The organism is Nitratifractor salsuginis DSM 16511, from assembly GCF_000186245.1.
Taxonomy (GTDB): Bacteria; Campylobacterota; Campylobacteria; order Campylobacterales; family Sulfurovaceae; genus Nitratifractor; species Nitratifractor salsuginis.
Window position 1 is genome coordinate 906,317 of sequence record NC_014935.1, and the last position, 14,677, is coordinate 920,993.

Below are 14,677 nucleotides of genomic sequence, written 5' to 3' on the forward strand. Positions count from 1 at the left end.
TGTGGATAAGTTGACCATCGTGACCCGGGCGAGCCAACTGGCCCTCTGGCAAGCCTATCACATCAAAGATCGGATCGAGAAGGCCCGCCCCGAACTGGAGGTGGAGCTGATGGAGATCACCAGCCGGGGAGACAAGATCCTGGACCGTCCCCTCGCTCTGGTGGGCGGCAAGGGGCATTTCACCAAGGAGTTGGAGGATGAAATGCTCGCGGGCCGGGCGCAGATGGCTGTCCACTCCCTCAAAGACGTGCCTACCTTCATCCCCGAAGGCTTGGAGCTGGCGGCGATTACCGAACGCCAGGATCAGAGCGATGTCTTCCTCTCCCATCGCTTCAGCTCTCTGGAAGCTCTGCCCGAGGGAGCCGTGGTGGGGACGACGAGCCTGCGGCGCCGGATGCAGTTGCTCCAGCGCCGCCCCGATCTGATCGTGAAGGATCTGCGGGGCAATGTCAATACCCGCCTGCGCAAGCTGGCAGAAGGGCAATATGACGCCATCATCCTCGCCTACATCGGTTTGGCGCGCCTCGATCTGCTCAAGGAGATCCCCCACGTCCAAAAGCTGGAGTGGATGATCCCGCCCATGGGCCAGGCGGCCCTGGGGATCGAGATCCTCTCCGGAGACGAAGAGTTGCGGCATCTCGCGATGGAACTGGATGATCCCGAGACCCATCTCTGCACCGAGATCGAGCGGGAATTCGTGGCGGCGGTGGGGGCAGGATGCTCGGCTCCCGTTGCGGTCAATGCCCGTATTATCGATGGTGAATTGGACTTGCGTGCGATGCTGGGCTATCCCGACGCCAGCGAAGTGCTCTACGAGGAGCTGGTGCTCCCGATGGAAGAGGCCACGGGTGCGGGCAAGCGCCTGGCCGAGAAGATGATCGCCGACGGAGCGCTGGAACTTCTGGCCGAGGCGGAAAAACGCGCTTTCAAAGAGGAACGCCCCGAACGCCTCTGAAGTTCCAGAAACAAAACCTATTCAAATTTTACCCCTATGTTAACTTAGCTTTCCATATAGCTAAAGACAAGTAGTTTCCTACAAAACCCAATCTAATCTTTTCCTCTTTGATACAATTTTAACAAAATCTTGACTAAATTAAAATGAGTATTCTAGTTACTACTCCTTGGCCTTTTTCCTAAATTCTAGGATGAGCTTTTTCTTTTATTGCGAATTGGTCTTTAGAATGTGAGGGGGCAATGCTGATTGTGAGCACTTTTGGAGTGGGGCTTTGTGGTGGGTGATGAGGTTTAAGTTTTATGAGAGCCGCCACTTTGTACTCTGGCTCAATCTTCAGCGGCTTTTTCTTTGATGAAGGCTTCCATCTCTTCGACGATGGGTTCGATGGGGCGCTCGCCGTCGATGACTTTGAGCAGGCCCTTCTCTTCATAGAACTTCTCGATCTCGGGCAGGGGATCGAGGTAAATCTTCATCCGCTGTTTGAAGACCTCTTCATTATCGTCGCTGCGCTTGACTTCCGCCTCTTCGGCACGGCCGAGGATCCGCTCGCGGGCGACGGCTTCGCTGACCCGCACTTCGATGACCGCTTTGAGCTCGATCTCGGGGTCTTTGGAGAGGATCTCGTCGAGGGCTTTCATCTGCTCGACGCTGCGGGGGAAACCGTCGATGAGGATGATCTCTTTGGGGGCGTTTTTGACGGCATTGACGATGGTGTTGATGACGATATCGAGGGGGACTAGGGCGCCGCGGGAGATGTAGCTCTCGATCTCTTTGCCCAGTTCGCTGCCGCTGGCGACCTCCTGGCGGAGCATTTCACCGGTGGAGTAATGCACGACGCTATCGGGGTTGCGCTCGGCGATGATTTCCGCGTCGGTAGTTTTGCCCGATCCGGGGGCGCCGATGATGAGGAAGAGTTTTTTTGCCATAATTTTTCCTTTCTGTGTTGGTCACTGGTCATTAGCCACTGGCGATTGGGTAAAGTGTCGGTTCAGGCCCCAATGACCAATGACCAATGACCAATGCCCGAAAGAGCGGAAGCTCTTTCGCTATTCCGCACTCACCGGCCGCTGGCGCAGGCGGATGTGGAGCTCTTTGAGCTGCTCAGGGTCCACGGGGCTGGGGGCCTGGGTGAGCAGACACTGAGCCCGCTGGGTCTTGGGGAAGGCGATGACGTCCCGGATACTCTCGGTGCCGGCCAGGAGCATAATCATCCGGTCGAAGCCCATAGCGAAGCCGCCGTGCGGGGGCGCGCCGAACTCCAGGGCTTCCAGGAGGAAGCCGAACTTCTCCTTGGCCTCTTCGTCGCTGATACCCAGGAGTTTGAAGACCTCTTTTTGGATTTCGGGTTTGTGGATACGGATGGAGCCGCCGCCCAGCTCGGTGCCGTTGAGCACCAGGTCGTAGGCGACTGACTTGAGGTCTTCGATCTCTTCGTAGTCCAGGCCGCCTTTTTCATTGAGCTTGGGCATAGTGAAGGGGTGGTGGAGGGCTTTGAGCTTGCCCTCTTCGACTTCGAACATCGGGAAATCGACGATCCAGACGAATTTGAATTCACCCTCGGGGATGATCTCCATAATCTCGGCCAGATAGAGGCGGAAACGGCCCATATAATCGAGCACCACTTTCTTCTCTCCGGCGCCGAAGAAGACGACGTCGCCCACCTTCAGGTCGCAGCGATCTATGATCGCCTGCAGATCCTCTTCGGTGAAAAATTTGGTCAGAGGCCCTTTGAGCCCTTCCTCTTTCATCTGGAAGTATCCCAAGCCCTGGGCACCGAATTTGCGCACGTAGCTCTCGAAGCCCTTCATCTGGCGCTTGGAAAAGATGTTGTCGCCGTTAGGGACTTTGAGGGCTTTGATGCGGTTTTTCTTGGGGGATTTGGCGATGGTGCTAAAAATCTCGTTGTCGCAGCGCTCGAAAATATCGATCACATCCACCATCTCCAGGCCGAAACGCAGGTCGGGCTTGTCGGAGCCGTACTTCTCCATCGCTTCGTCGTAGCTCATACGTGGGAATTGGGCGGGGAGCTTTTCCCACTGGTCGCAGGCGGCCCAGATGTCGCGGATGAGACGCTCGGCCACTTCGATCACCTTCTCCTGGTCGCAGAAGCTCATCTCCACATCGATCTGGGTGAACTCGGGCTGGCGGTCGGCCCGCAGGTCCTCGTCGCGGAAGCATTTGGCGATCTGGAAGTAGCGGTCGAAGCCGCTGATCATCAGCAGCTGCTTGAAGAGCTGGGGCGACTGGGGCAGGGCGTAGAACTCTCCGGGCCAGACCCGGCTGGGGACGAGGTAGTCCCGGGCCCCTTCGGGAGTCGACTTGGTCAATACGGGGGTCTCGACCTCCATAAAGCCCATCTCCGCCAGGGAGTTGCGCGCGGCGATGGCGGCCTGGGAGCGGAGGCGGAAGATTTTGTGCATTTTGGGAGTTCGCAGGTCGAGGTAGCGGTATTTGAGGCGGATCTCTTCGTTGACCCGCTCATCCCCCAGGTCAAAAGGCATCGGCTTGGAAGTGTTCTCGATCTTCAGTTCGCTGACGACGATCTCGACTTTACCGGTTTTGAGGTTGGGGTTTTCGAGCCCTTCGCCTCTGGGGCGGACCTTGCCAGTGGCGACGATGACATACTGGTCCCGCACCTGGTCGGCGATCTTGTGGGCCTCTTCGCTGTCGGCGGGGTCACAGACCAGCTGGACGATCTCGTCTTTGTCTCTCAGGTCGATAAAGATGACGCCGCCGTGGTCCCTTCGGCTGGCGACCCAGCCGGCGACGGTCACTTCCTGACCGATCAAATCTTCGGTAATCTCTTCACAATAGTGGGTTCTCACGTTGCTTCCTGATGTGATATTTTGGCGCGATTATAGCGAAAGGGGGATAAGGAGGGGTTGAGAAGGTTCTGGCGTCATCCCCTTTAAGGCGGAATAGGGGATAATCGAAAAAAGATCGCTCATAGCAACGAAAGGGCAAAAGATGAAAAACATCCATATCATTGAACATCCGCTTATCGACCACAAACTTTCCATCCTGAGGAACAAGGAGACGCCGATGCACGAGTTCCGTCGGCTGCTTGACGATATCGGACTGTTGATGACCTACGAGGTGACCCGAAGCCTGGAGACGGAGCCGGTGGAGGTGGAGACCCCGGTGGGGAAGGCGGTATGCAATCGGCTGGCCAAACCCCCGGTCCTGGTGACGATCCTGCGGGCGGGGATCGGGATGCTGGGTTCTTTTATGCAGATGCTGCCCGAGAGCCCGGTCGGCTTCCTGGGCATGCAGCGCAACGAAGAGACTCTGCAGCCGGAGAGTTACTACTCCAAGATCCCCTCAGCCGCACGGACCCATCCGGTGATCCTCATCGACCCGATGCTGGCGACGGGGGGATCGGCAGGGGATGCCGTGGCCCATCTTCAGGCCAACGGTGTGGAGGAGATCGTCTTCGTCTGTCTCGTCGCGGCACCGGAGGGGGTCAAGGCGCTCAACGCGCGTTATCCCAATCTCCATATCTATACCGCTGCTCTGGATGACCGGCTCAACGAGCACGGCTACATCGTCCCGGGCCTGGGAGATGCCGGAGACCGGGTCTTCGGAACCGGTGTGGATGATATACGTTAGGAGTGATATAAGGGGAGTGAAGGGGCTTTGGCAGTTCGGGTAGCCCCCGATTTTAGAGCTTCTTGTAGTAGTCTTCGATCTCTTTGGCCGTCATAGCGCCGAGTTGCATATGTTTCACTTCTCCGTTTTTGTCGCTGAGGATGATGAGGGGGACGGAGCCCTTCCATCCGGCGACCCGGGCGATGAAGTTGGCGAAGGGCAGAGCCTGGGCGGTATCGACCAGGTGGATCCCCTGAAGGGAGAGCTCTTTTTCGAAGGCTTTGAGCTGATCGGGCTTGAGCCCTTTGAGTTCGAAGGCGACCACTTCCATATCTTTGAGTTTGGGCTTGAGCTGCGTTAGGGTCTGCAACTCATTGCGGCAGGGGGTCCCGCTGTTGATGAAAAACATCGCGAAGACCTTTTTGCCTTTGAATTCGGGATAGTTGAGCCCTTTGGGGCCCGGGATGATGTGGAAGATCTGTCCGTGGGTATCGGTGAAGGTGAATTGGAGTTTTTGTGTCTGGGGACTTTGGGGCGCGGGCTGTGTGGCGGAAGCCGGAGACGTTTCGGCTGCTACGCCGTTGATCCCCGAGATTAGCGCTATCAGAAGGGAAAGCAGAATCTTACGGCTTTTCATTTACTATATCCTTTATTTATTTATAATAAGATTTCGTTGAAGTGATTGTATCACAAAAGATTTGGGTGAAACGGATGTTGTTTTCATAAAAAAATCGATTCACTGGAGTAAAATTGTAGCGATGATGAAGAAAGGATTGCAAAGGTGTCTGAAAACCGTAATAAGAAAAGCCTCCGTGAAGTCGTAAGCCTGCAATTTTTGCTCGGAACGATGGGAATCGTTTTGATTTTACTTTTTATGCAGATCATCTTCAGTTGGCAGAACATACGGCGATATGTCAAGGCGGACTTTAGCAAAAGTGTTTCTGTTGTGGCATTGAACATAGAGAAACTGGAGATTCCTATCCGAAAAACCCTGGAAACGCTGGCCGAATACTCTCCCTCCTTTGATGCCACTCGCTCGGGGAATGAACAGAAAGATGCCTTGCGGAAACTGGCGAATATCCTGGAACTCTACCCCGATATCTATGCGATCTATCAAGGGAACCCTCGGGGAGATCTTTATGAATTGGTCAATCTCGATAGCGAATCCGTCGTCAGGGAAATTTACCAAGCTCCCAAATCGGCCCGATGGCTCCATATCAGGATCTTTAATGATAAAAGCGGGAAAAGAGTCCGGATCTTTGAATTCTTTGACCCTGATTTCCACCTGCTCAAAGTACGTCAAGATTCCAGTAATTACTATAGCTACAAACGCCCCTGGTTCTTGGAAGCCCTACAAACCACCAAGGTTGTGAAGACCGGTGTCTATCTCTTCAGCAATCTGCGTCGCAGAGGGGTGACCTATGCCAGACAGATGAAAAACGGTGAAGTGGTTGCGATGGATATTACGGTGAGTAATTTGCATCGACTCCTTAATGCATTGAGGTTTCAGCCGGCAGTTTCTATTTCAATGTTGGATGAGAAAGGTCAAGTGATTGCGGCAAGTGATCCGGAGGAAGAGTCTGTCTCATCAGCGATTCTTAAAGCGATCCGAGATGGGCGGGAGCATCGACTCTTCACCTATACCGACAAAAACGGTGTAAAAAAGCTTGCGATGGTCGTACTCCTCAGTAAGGGACCCATTAAGAGTTGGTTGGCATTTGAGGCTGGTGAGTTTGCCCTGATGAAACCCTCTCTCTTCCAATTGTTGATCTCTCTGGGGATTGCGTTGGTTTTCATTGTTCTCTATTTGATTGTAGTGAGACGAATGATCGACCGTATCGTCAAGCCTATTGAGCAATTGGTGGATGAGACTAAACGAATCGGCGGAGGAGACTACTCATTTGCCCCCACAGTCAAAAGTAACGTTGAAGAGATTTCCCGATTGTCGGAGTCGATTCGGGCGATGTCTCAATCAGTTTTGAGACAGAAAACGGCCCAAAAAGAGTTGATCCACTCTTTCGTCTTTACCTTGGCGGAAGCGATTGATGCGAAATCCTCCCATACGAGTAATCATGCCAAAAAAGTTCCGGAGATCGCTCTGAGTATTCTGGAAGAGGTGAATCGATCCGACCGGGGAAGGCTGGCCGCTTTTTGTATCGATAAAGAGAGTGAGTGGGAAGAGTTTGAACTTAGTGCCTGGCTGCACGATTGCGGCAAGATCGTCACCCCGCAGCATCTCTTGGACAAAGCGACAAAGTTGGAGACAGTCTATGACCGGATCCATGAAATACGTACCCGATTTGAGATCCTTTGGCGTGATATCGAGATCGACTTTTGGAGGGACAAACTGAAAGGTAAGGTTCCTGAAGAGGAATTGCGGAAGATAAAAGAGGAGCGGCAGTGTGAACTTCAAGAAGAGTACCGTTTCATTTGCGGCCTGAACCGGGGGGAGATTCCTGTGGACGAAGCGGCCCTGGAACGACTCAGAAAGATTGCAAAGCGACGTTGGATGCGCCATTTTGACAAGCGACCGGGGGTCAGCAATGAAGAACGCTTCCGGATACCGGCAGATAGAGGACTCCCCGTCGAAGAGTCACTCCTGGCCGATCTTCCGGAGCATAAGGTTATGCGAGATGCAGCGGAGATCGCCGAGTACCGTAAACAGGGATTTAAGGTGAATGTTCCTTCGGCACTCCGCAATAAGGGAGAGATATATAACCTGAGCATTCCACGCGGCACACTGACCCCCGAAGAACGTTTCACGGTTCAAGAGCATGCGATGGTGACGATACGAATGCTTCGGAATCTCCCCTGGCCGGAGGAGATGTCACGGATTCCCGAATATGCCGGGGGACACCATGAACAGCTCGACGGAAAAGGGTACCCCTATTGCCTGCGCGGGGATGAGATCTCCATTCCCGCCCGAATTATGGCTATTGCTGATATTTTTGAGGCCTTGACTGCGGTCGACCGACCTTACCGTGCCGTGATGAAACTCTCCGAAGCCCTTGAGATTATGGCGGAGATGGTTCAAGAGCAGAAGATCGATGGGGAGATCTTCGCCCTTTTCGTGCGTCGGGAGATCTATAGGGCTTATGCGGAAAAGTATCTTCGTGAAGATCAGAAAGATTTTGAAGCGATCGACAAAGATGCGTTGTTGAATAAGGCGGGTTTGAACTAGTCGTCCAGTTCCGCCAGCCAGGCATCGACATTGGCGTCGCTGGGCATCCGCCAGTCGGCCCGCGGGCTGAGGCTGATGGTCCCCACTTTGGGGCCGTCGGGCATACAGGAGCGTTTGAACTGCTGGGTGAAGAAGCGCCGAAGGAAGAGCCGCAGCCATTTTCTGATCGTCGCTTCGTCGTAGCGGCCGTCGAAGGCCAGGGTGGCTAGATAGAGGATCTTGGCCGGTTCGGCGCCGTATTTGATGAAGTGGTAGAGGAAAAAGTCGTGCAGCTCGTAGGGGCCCACGATCTCCTCGGTCTTCTGGGCGATCTGCCCCTCCTCGGCGGGCAGGAGCTCAGGGCTGACGGGAGTGGAGAGGATGTCGCCCAGCACGTCGCTGAGCTCGGGATGTATCCGGGCGTAATACTCCACCAGGTAGCGCACCAGGGTCTTGGGAATGCCGCTGTTGAGGGCGTACATACTCATATGATCGCCGTTGTAGGTAGAGAAGCCCAGGGCGATTTCGCTCAGATCTCCCGTGCCCACGACCAGGCCATGCTCCTTGTTGGCCAGGTTCATCAGGATTTCGGTGCGGGCGCGTGCCTGGACATTTTCGTAAGTCACATCGTGGGTTTCGGGATCGTGGCCGATGGCTTCAAACTCGGCTAGAGCCAGCTTTTGGATGGGGACCTCCCGAAGTTCTACCCCCAGGGTTTGGCAGAGCTTGACGGCGTTGGCGTAGGTGCGCCCCGTGGTGCCGAATCCCGGCATCGTTACCGCGAGGATCTCCGAGGGGTCCCGCTCCATAATTTGAAAGGCTTTCCACGTGGCCAGCAGAGCCAGGGTCGAGTCGAGCCCTCCCGAGATTCCAAGCACCGCCCGCCGGATACGGGCCTGCTTCATCCGGCGGATCAGGGCGTGGGCCTGGATGGCGCTGATCTCTTCGCAGCGTCGGTTCCGATCTGCGGGATTGCCGGGGACGAAGGGGTGGGGATCGATAGGACGACGAAGCGCATCGGGCCGGGGTAGCGGGGCGACGTTGATACGGCGCATCTTCCGGCGGGGGGCATCGCAGTAGCCGGTCTCCGCCTCTCTCAGCCCGGTGAGTTTGCGCAGGTCCACATCGGCGGCGATGAGTTGGCTCTCGAAGCGAAAGCGCTCTCCCCGGGCGAGGAGAGAGCCGTATTCGGCGATCATGGAGTCTCCGCCGAAGACCGTATCGGTGCTGCTCTCCCCCGGGCCGCTAGAAGCGTAGGCGTAGACGCAGACGAGCCGGGCGCTCTGGGTGCGGACCAGTTCCGCCCGGTAGTCCGCCTTGCCCGCCAATTCGTTGCTGGCGCTGAGGTTGAGGATGAGGTTGGCCCCCGAGGCGGCCAGGAGGTTACTCGGCGGCGTGAGGGCCCAGAGATCTTCGCAGATCTCCACCCCCATACGAAATTCTCCCTCGTCCCGGAAAATCAGGTCCACACCGAAGGGGACTTCCCGCCCGAACAGAGTGACCGTCTCTCCGACGATCTCCCGGCCGGAGTCGAATTGCCGTTTTTCGTAGAACTCCCGCTTGTCGGGAATATAGCTCTTGGGGATGATTCCCAGGATTTCACCCCGCTGGATCACGGCAGCAACATTGTAGAGCCGGTCATCGACGCGAAGCATCATCCCCACTGCCGCGAGGGTGTCGAAATCCCGGCTCTGCTCCAGCAGCCACTCCAGCGCTTCGTTCTGTGCCCGGTAGAGGCGCTCCTGGAAGAAAAGGTCGGCAAGGGTGTAGCCTGTCAGGCAGAGCTCGGGAAAGACTACGGCAGTTATACGCTCATTCGAGGCCTGCCGGTAGAGTCGGAGGATCTCCCGGACATTGCGCGCCGGATTGCCCAGGTGAAGCTTGGGTACTGCGGCGCCGATACGGTAGAAGCCATACATTCATCATCTCCTCGTGATGGAGTGTTGTCCACATTTTAGCACAGGAGAGGGAATTTATTTTTCTGTAAGTCTTGACGCGTGACAATAGAAGAAAAAACGGGAGGAACCTATGAAGAGATGGATGAAATGGGGTCTTGTGCTTATGCTGTTAGTCGCCGTACTGGAGGCAGAGGACCGAAGTTACCGTGTTCTCTATGCGTACAACGGCAATAACGTGCCTCTGCGCTATCAGGGAGACAGCTATCTCAACCGGATCTGGGGATACCGGATCGGGATCCCCTCACGCTTCCGTGATGGAAACATTATCAATCAAAACACCTGGGGGATTATGCTTTCGCCACCCCTTTCCAAGAGAGCCCGTGGGTTTTTGATGGGGGAGTTCTTTGATGTGTCGGGTTTCGGTCCGGTCAGTGATCTGGAAAGCGCTTGTGAAAGTGAGAAGAGGCTCATGCTCAAAAAGGGTCCCAATCAAGAAGCAAAACTTATTCGCTACGACTTTGCCGGAGATCACTGCCGGATCGAAGTGGAGGGGCATCTGGGCAACGAAGCCTTCGGCTCGTTGGCTTATCTGGCTCGCCGAGGCAAAAGAGGCGTACGCGTCCTGATGCAGTATCCACCCTCATTACGGGATCTCTATCACCGGATCTTCGAGAAAACGGTCGCTTCTTTGCAATGGTTGCCCGTGCCTGCGGGGTGGACGGTCCCTTCGCCGTTTCCTGCCGCAGCAACTCCCAAGAATCCGATCGGTGCGCCGTCCGCCTCCGCGGGCGGGACCGTCTCGAGTCCGGTGGGGAGCAGCTCTTCACACAGCACCGGGACATCCGGGAAAGCTTCGAGCGCGACTGGCCGGAAGGAGTGGGCCGAAGGCTACGACAATCCCGTATGGGGAATCCATCTACGCTTTCCGGCCGGGTTTTTCATAACTCCACCTCTGAAGACCCGGGACTATGGGGTCGTCTTCCCCTCGATGGATCGGCGAAGCCTCCTGTACATCTCCTGGGCCGAGACCCCCGCTTCTCTTAGGCAGATCTACCGGGTGAGTCTCGAAAAGATGAGGCGGAATCCCGACCTGCGTATCACTTATAGGCGTATAGACGGCCATTGGTTCGTCATCTCTTCCATCAATCAAGCTAAAGGGACCATCAGCTATATGAAAGGTTACAAAAAAGGCCGTCGCTTTCTCCTCTATCTACTGATTTATCCTATGCAACAGAAGCGCCGCTATGACGAACTGATACCGGTGCTCAATCGGCAATTCGGTCCCTCTGGACAGAAAAGTACCCGTCGGCGGCAGAAACGGCATCACCGAATTAGCGGTCGATGTTGTGACGCTATGGCACGGACCTGCTATGCGGAGTGCCCGGATGAAAATGACGGATGTTTGGAGCGATGTGAAGCCAGACGGGACCGATGCTACCGGACAGGAAGATGGTGAGCCTGGTTTCCACAGTATGCAAGCGAGATGAACAGTTCAGGAATGATGAAGCTAAATGAAAAAGGGCTGCTAATCTAGAGATTTGGGAAATGATCGATAAAAGAAGTGGTCGGGGTGACAGGATTTGAACCTGCGACCTCCTCGTCCCGAACGAGGCGCGCTACCAGGCTGCGCCACACCCCGATGAATTCGGTGCGTATTTTACTCTTTTTTCCTTACGATCTTCCAAGAGGATGGAGAAGGGGGCTTCAGACCTCCTCCTCCGATTCATCCAGGAAGAGCTGAGGCGGGCAGGGGAGGCGCTCCAGGGTCTTCTCTCCGCTCTCGGGATCGAGGATGACCCGGTAAAGCGAACCGATGATGAGGGCGGGTTTGTAGTCGAAATTGTCGATTTCGAAAGGAGTGCCGGCATAACTGCACTTGCCGGGTACGAAGGTATCACAGAGATAATCATAGTAACTCTCGGTGAGAAGTTCGTACGTATCGAGGGTTTGGGCACAGTCGTAGTACCCCATCTCGATCTTTTCGGGGGAGAACTCCTCTTCGTCGCTTTCGGTATAGAGGTCCCAGATTCCCCGCCCCTCTTCACTGCGGATATAGAAGATCTCTCCGACCTCCGCACGCTCGATGATCCCCAGGGGCTCATCGACAGAGAGGTTTTTGAGGGTCAGGGTATCGTAGCTGAGCTCCTGCTCCTCTCCATCGTCGACAGAGACGCCCAGGAGGTCTACTTCTTCGGGATTGGCCCCTGTGACGACGCAGGCTGCCTCCAGGAGGTCGAGCTCCTGGCTTTCGACGAGGGCGTTGACATCTTCGATATAGCGTTGCAGATCCTCCCGGTCCTCCAGGTCATAGGCATCGCTATCGATCCCTTCGAGCTCCAGCTGGTCGAGATTGTAGAGTCCGACTTTCGCTGCGCCGGCTTCAAGATGAATTTTGATCTCCATTTTTCTCTCCTGTGAATTTTTGTCATACTATAACACGCGTGCACCCAAAGAGGGGTGATCTAAGTTGCATAAGGAGTGAAAATGGTTCAAAGCGCGGGGATTCTCCCCTATCGGAAGGGCAAAGAGGGTATAGAAGTCTATTTGGTCCATATGGGCGGACCCTACTGGCGGAACAAAGATCGCTCCTGGAGTATCGCCAAAGGGATCGTCGAGGAGGCAGAGACTTCCGAGCAGGCGGCCCGGCGGGAATTTTCCGAAGAGACAGGGCAAAGGATCGAGGGGCCTTTGGAGTTTTTGGGTGAGGGGCGATCAGGGAGCAAGAAGCTGCTTATCTACACCACGGAGGATCCCGATCTCTCCACCGAGATCCACTCCAATACTTTTACCCTCGAGTGGCCCCCTCATTCGGGAAAAGAAGAGAGCTTTCCTGAAGTGGACCGGGCCGCCTGGATGCCTCTGGAGAGGGCACGTGAAATTCTGGTCAAGAGCCAGCTTCCTTTTTTGGATAGGCTGGAAGAGAAGCTCAAGGGTTGATTAACCCTTTCCGGTAAGGACGTATTCGAGCTCGTAATAGTTGTTGACGATGTATTCGAAGTCGGTTTTGCTCTCCTCCAGAGCGGCGATGAAGAGCTTCATACCGGGTTTGAGCTCCAGATCGTCGGTGGGGAGGAGATGGATCCGATGTTCATCCTCCTTGCAGAGCAGAACGATAGCCGGCAGAGGCTGACTACGCTCAGCTCGGGAGCGGAGGATCTCTCCCAGGCGGATCGTCCGTCCGCGGCTGAGCTCGCGGTGCAGAGCGTAGGCGTGCTCTTCATCGAGGGGGATCTCGAAGTGCAGGGGGTTCTCCCCCAGGGTTTGGTGCATCCGCTCCACCAGTTGATGACCCCAGGCCTCGTCTTTGGTATGCAGAAGCCGGACGAAGCGATAGGCGAGGGGCCGGGCGATGAAGAGATAGGTAAACTCCGCCAGGATCTGCTCCAGGATATAGACCCGGTTGATCCGGGCTGCTTTGAAGATGCTCAGGTCGTCGAGGGTATTCTCCCGCCCGATGGTGTAGATCTTGGGATTGAGCTTCTTGGCGGTGGTGAGGATGGTGAGGTTGATCAGGTCGTCTTTGGTAGCGGCGATGATAGCGGCCGCCTCTTTGATCCCCGCTTTGAGGAGCGCTTTGTAATCCTCGGCGTCGCCGAAGACGGCACTTTGCTTCTCTTCTTTGTAGTCGGTCGATTTGATGTCGATATGGGAGTAGGGCATTCCGGCTTTTTTCAGTGCCCGCTCCAGCGCGTGTCCCATCCGTCCGTAACCGCAAATGATGTATTTGCCGCGGGGGAGCGTTTCCCGTCCTCTCACCTTGAGGATATGGCCGAAGGTCCACATCTCCAGCAGCCAGAGGCTGGGAGCGGTAAGGGCCAGATACATACGGTTAGAGATGAATTGAAAGGGGTCCTCGATGTAGCGGACCCCCAGGTTGTGCAAGTGTTCACTCTGGGTCTGTGTGGTCGATTTGATGACCAGTTTGATCCGTTTGTTGAGCAGCCTGGCTAGCAGAGCGATCTTGGTGTTTTTGATGTCGTCATCGAAGAGGGAGACGAGGGCTTGGCAGTTTTTTTGGTGGATCCCGGCCATTTTGAGGGTCTCAGGGGTGGTGACATCCGCGGCGAGGGAGGGGACTTCCGGGATGAAATTCTCCAGATCGAGTGCTTCGACCTTCGCTTCGTCTTTGTCCACGACGACGACCCGGATCCCCTCACGGTTGAGCCAGTCGATAATCTGATGGGTGACGTTGTTGTACCCCAGGATGATAGTAAAAGGTTCTCTGATCTCCTGGATCTTTTTGCGGAAGCGGGCGATATCGATCTCCCGGGCGAGGCGTTTGTCCTGTACAAGAGCCACGATGGCTCCGATGCCGTAGAACCAGCCGATGACCGTCAGGTAGATACAGGCCGAAACCCACATCCGCTGGGGATAGGTGAAGGTGTAGGGAGCTTCCCCGAAGCCGATGGTCGACGCCATATAACTGACGAAGTAAAAAGCGTCGAAGAAGGTCATCTTGTAGGGGTGGCCCTGATCGTCCATCCCGGGGATCAGGGTGAGTCCCAGGATCGAGATGGAGAAAGTGACGATGATGACCAGGAAGGGCACCCGCATCCGGCGGATGATGATCCAGATGGTGTTGTTGCTGGCGTTATCCATCGGTGCTTATCGTTTGGATTTGAGGGTGTCCCCTATAAACAGAGTCACCGAGACGATGTTGGCGATGAAGGCCCCGGCGGCCAGGGAGACGACGGCGACGGTGCTCTCGACGTTCATCCCGCCCATTACATAGACGGCGAAAGCCCAGACCGTGGCCGAGGCGATGAGCTGGATATCGGCGACGAGGCTGGTGGCCAAGAGGACCGATCCCAGCTGGGTCTTGTCGCCGAGTTTGAGGATGGTGGCGATGAGGTTGATGACGATGGCGGCGAAGAGTTCGTAACCGCTGTGGTATTCCAGATTGGCGGGATCACCGTAGACGAATCCGAAGTTGATCGTCATAGCGAGGATAAAGAAAAATCCGGAAATCACCTTTTCAGTATTCATTCTGACTCCTTGATGAATTATGACAGTTTAGAATCAAAAGACTTAGAGAGGCATTTAAAAAGGTACCGTGCTACAATAGCCTATAAGGAC

Annotated in this window: 12 protein-coding genes and 1 tRNA gene; 5 read left to right on the forward strand and 8 right to left on the reverse strand. The window is 55.3% G+C overall.

From position 1 onward, the window contains the following. Position 1: 1 nt before the first annotated feature. Positions 2 to 955 (forward strand): hydroxymethylbilane synthase, encoded by a 954-nt coding sequence (gene hemC / locus NITSA_RS04595; protein ID WP_013553858.1) that lies wholly within the window; start codon positions 2 to 4, stop codon positions 953 to 955. A 326-nt stretch (positions 956 to 1,281) separates the two neighbouring features. On the opposite strand, the gene NITSA_RS04600 is transcribed toward hemC, so the two are convergent. Both NITSA_RS04600 and aspS read right to left on the reverse strand, forming a co-directional pair. Further along, a complete protein-coding gene (locus tag NITSA_RS04600; protein WP_013553859.1) occupies positions 1,282 to 1,881 on the reverse strand; it encodes an adenylate kinase in 600 nt (199 codons plus the stop codon). Between the two features lie 120 nt (positions 1,882 to 2,001). Further along, positions 2,002 to 3,780, reverse strand: a complete 1,779-nt coding sequence (aspS, locus tag NITSA_RS04605; RefSeq protein WP_013553860.1) for an aspartate--tRNA ligase — start codon at positions 3,778 to 3,780, stop codon at positions 2,002 to 2,004. Between the two features lie 142 nt (positions 3,781 to 3,922). Here aspS and upp point away from each other — a divergent pair, with 142 nt between their 5' ends. Further along, positions 3,923 to 4,564, forward strand: coding sequence for a uracil phosphoribosyltransferase (upp, locus tag NITSA_RS04610; protein ID WP_013553861.1), 642 nt, complete (start codon positions 3,923 to 3,925; stop codon positions 4,562 to 4,564). Positions 4,565 to 4,616: 52 nt separating this feature from the next. On the opposite strand, the gene NITSA_RS10810 is transcribed toward upp, so the two are convergent. Further along, complete coding sequence (locus tag NITSA_RS10810) at positions 4,617 to 5,180, reverse strand: TlpA family protein disulfide reductase (RefSeq protein WP_013553862.1); 564 nt, start codon at positions 5,178 to 5,180, stop codon at positions 4,617 to 4,619. 144 nt (positions 5,181 to 5,324) lie between these two features. Between NITSA_RS10810 and NITSA_RS10815 the strand changes: the two genes are divergently transcribed. After that, positions 5,325 to 7,724, forward strand: a complete 2,400-nt coding sequence (locus tag NITSA_RS10815) for an HD domain-containing phosphohydrolase (protein WP_013553863.1) — start codon at positions 5,325 to 5,327, stop codon at positions 7,722 to 7,724. On the opposite strand, the gene NITSA_RS04625 is transcribed toward NITSA_RS10815, so the two are convergent. After that, positions 7,721 to 9,622, reverse strand: a complete 1,902-nt coding sequence (locus NITSA_RS04625; protein ID WP_013553864.1) for an NAD(+) synthase — start codon at positions 9,620 to 9,622, stop codon at positions 7,721 to 7,723. The two genes, NITSA_RS10815 and NITSA_RS04625, sit on opposite strands and share 4 nt — an antisense overlap. Before the next feature lie 109 nt (positions 9,623 to 9,731). Between NITSA_RS04625 and NITSA_RS04630 the strand changes: the two genes are divergently transcribed. Beyond that, positions 9,732 to 11,057: a hypothetical protein gene (locus tag NITSA_RS04630; protein WP_013553865.1), complete on the forward strand. Its 1,326-nt coding sequence runs from the start codon at positions 9,732 to 9,734 to the stop codon at positions 11,055 to 11,057. 106 nt (positions 11,058 to 11,163) lie between these two features. On the opposite strand, the gene NITSA_RS04635 is transcribed toward NITSA_RS04630, so the two are convergent. Both NITSA_RS04635 and NITSA_RS04640 read right to left on the reverse strand, forming a co-directional pair. Next, positions 11,164 to 11,240 (reverse strand) — tRNA-Pro (locus NITSA_RS04635). Between the two features lie 65 nt (positions 11,241 to 11,305). Further along, positions 11,306 to 12,004, reverse strand: a complete 699-nt coding sequence (locus tag NITSA_RS04640; RefSeq protein WP_013553866.1) for a hypothetical protein — start codon at positions 12,002 to 12,004, stop codon at positions 11,306 to 11,308. Positions 12,005 to 12,085: 81 nt separating this feature from the next. On the opposite strand from NITSA_RS04640, the gene NITSA_RS04645 reads away from it, so the two are divergent. Beyond that, positions 12,086 to 12,538, forward strand: coding sequence for an NUDIX hydrolase (locus NITSA_RS04645; RefSeq protein ID WP_013553867.1), 453 nt, complete (start codon positions 12,086 to 12,088; stop codon positions 12,536 to 12,538). Here NITSA_RS04645 and NITSA_RS04650 read toward each other — a convergent pair whose 3' ends face one another. Beyond that, entirely contained in the window at positions 12,539 to 14,200 is a 1,662-nt protein-coding gene (locus NITSA_RS04650; protein ID WP_013553868.1) for a potassium channel family protein, read from the reverse strand. 6 nt (positions 14,201 to 14,206) lie between these two features. Further along, positions 14,207 to 14,587 (reverse strand): DUF6394 family protein, encoded by a 381-nt coding sequence (locus NITSA_RS04655; protein WP_013553869.1) that lies wholly within the window; start codon positions 14,585 to 14,587, stop codon positions 14,207 to 14,209. Between the last annotated feature and the right edge of the window lie 90 nt (positions 14,588 to 14,677).

Bases quoted from the DNA above. Each gene is read 5' to 3' on its own strand.
- NITSA_RS04600 (WP_013553859.1), bottom strand. From the start codon at position 1,881: ATGGCAAAAAAACTCTTCCTCATCATCGGCGCCCCCGGATCGGGCAAA.
- upp (WP_013553861.1), top strand. From the start codon at position 3,923: ATGAAAAACATCCATATCATTGAACATCCGCTTATCGACCACAAACTT.
- NITSA_RS10810 (WP_013553862.1), bottom strand. From the start codon at position 5,180: ATGAAAAGCCGTAAGATTCTGCTTTCCCTTCTGATAGCGCTAATCTCG.
- NITSA_RS04625 (WP_013553864.1), bottom strand. From the start codon at position 9,622: ATGTATGGCTTCTACCGTATCGGCGCCGCAGTACCCAAGCTTCACCTG.
- NITSA_RS04630 (WP_013553865.1), top strand. From the start codon at position 9,732: ATGAAGAGATGGATGAAATGGGGTCTTGTGCTTATGCTGTTAGTCGCC.
- NITSA_RS04640 (WP_013553866.1), bottom strand. From the start codon at position 12,004: ATGGAGATCAAAATTCATCTTGAAGCCGGCGCAGCGAAAGTCGGACTC.
- NITSA_RS04645 (WP_013553867.1), top strand. From the start codon at position 12,086: ATGGTTCAAAGCGCGGGGATTCTCCCCTATCGGAAGGGCAAAGAGGGT.
- NITSA_RS04650 (WP_013553868.1), bottom strand. From the start codon at position 14,200: ATGGATAACGCCAGCAACAACACCATCTGGATCATCATCCGCCGGATG.
- NITSA_RS04655 (WP_013553869.1), bottom strand. From the start codon at position 14,587: ATGAATACTGAAAAGGTGATTTCCGGATTTTTCTTTATCCTCGCTATG.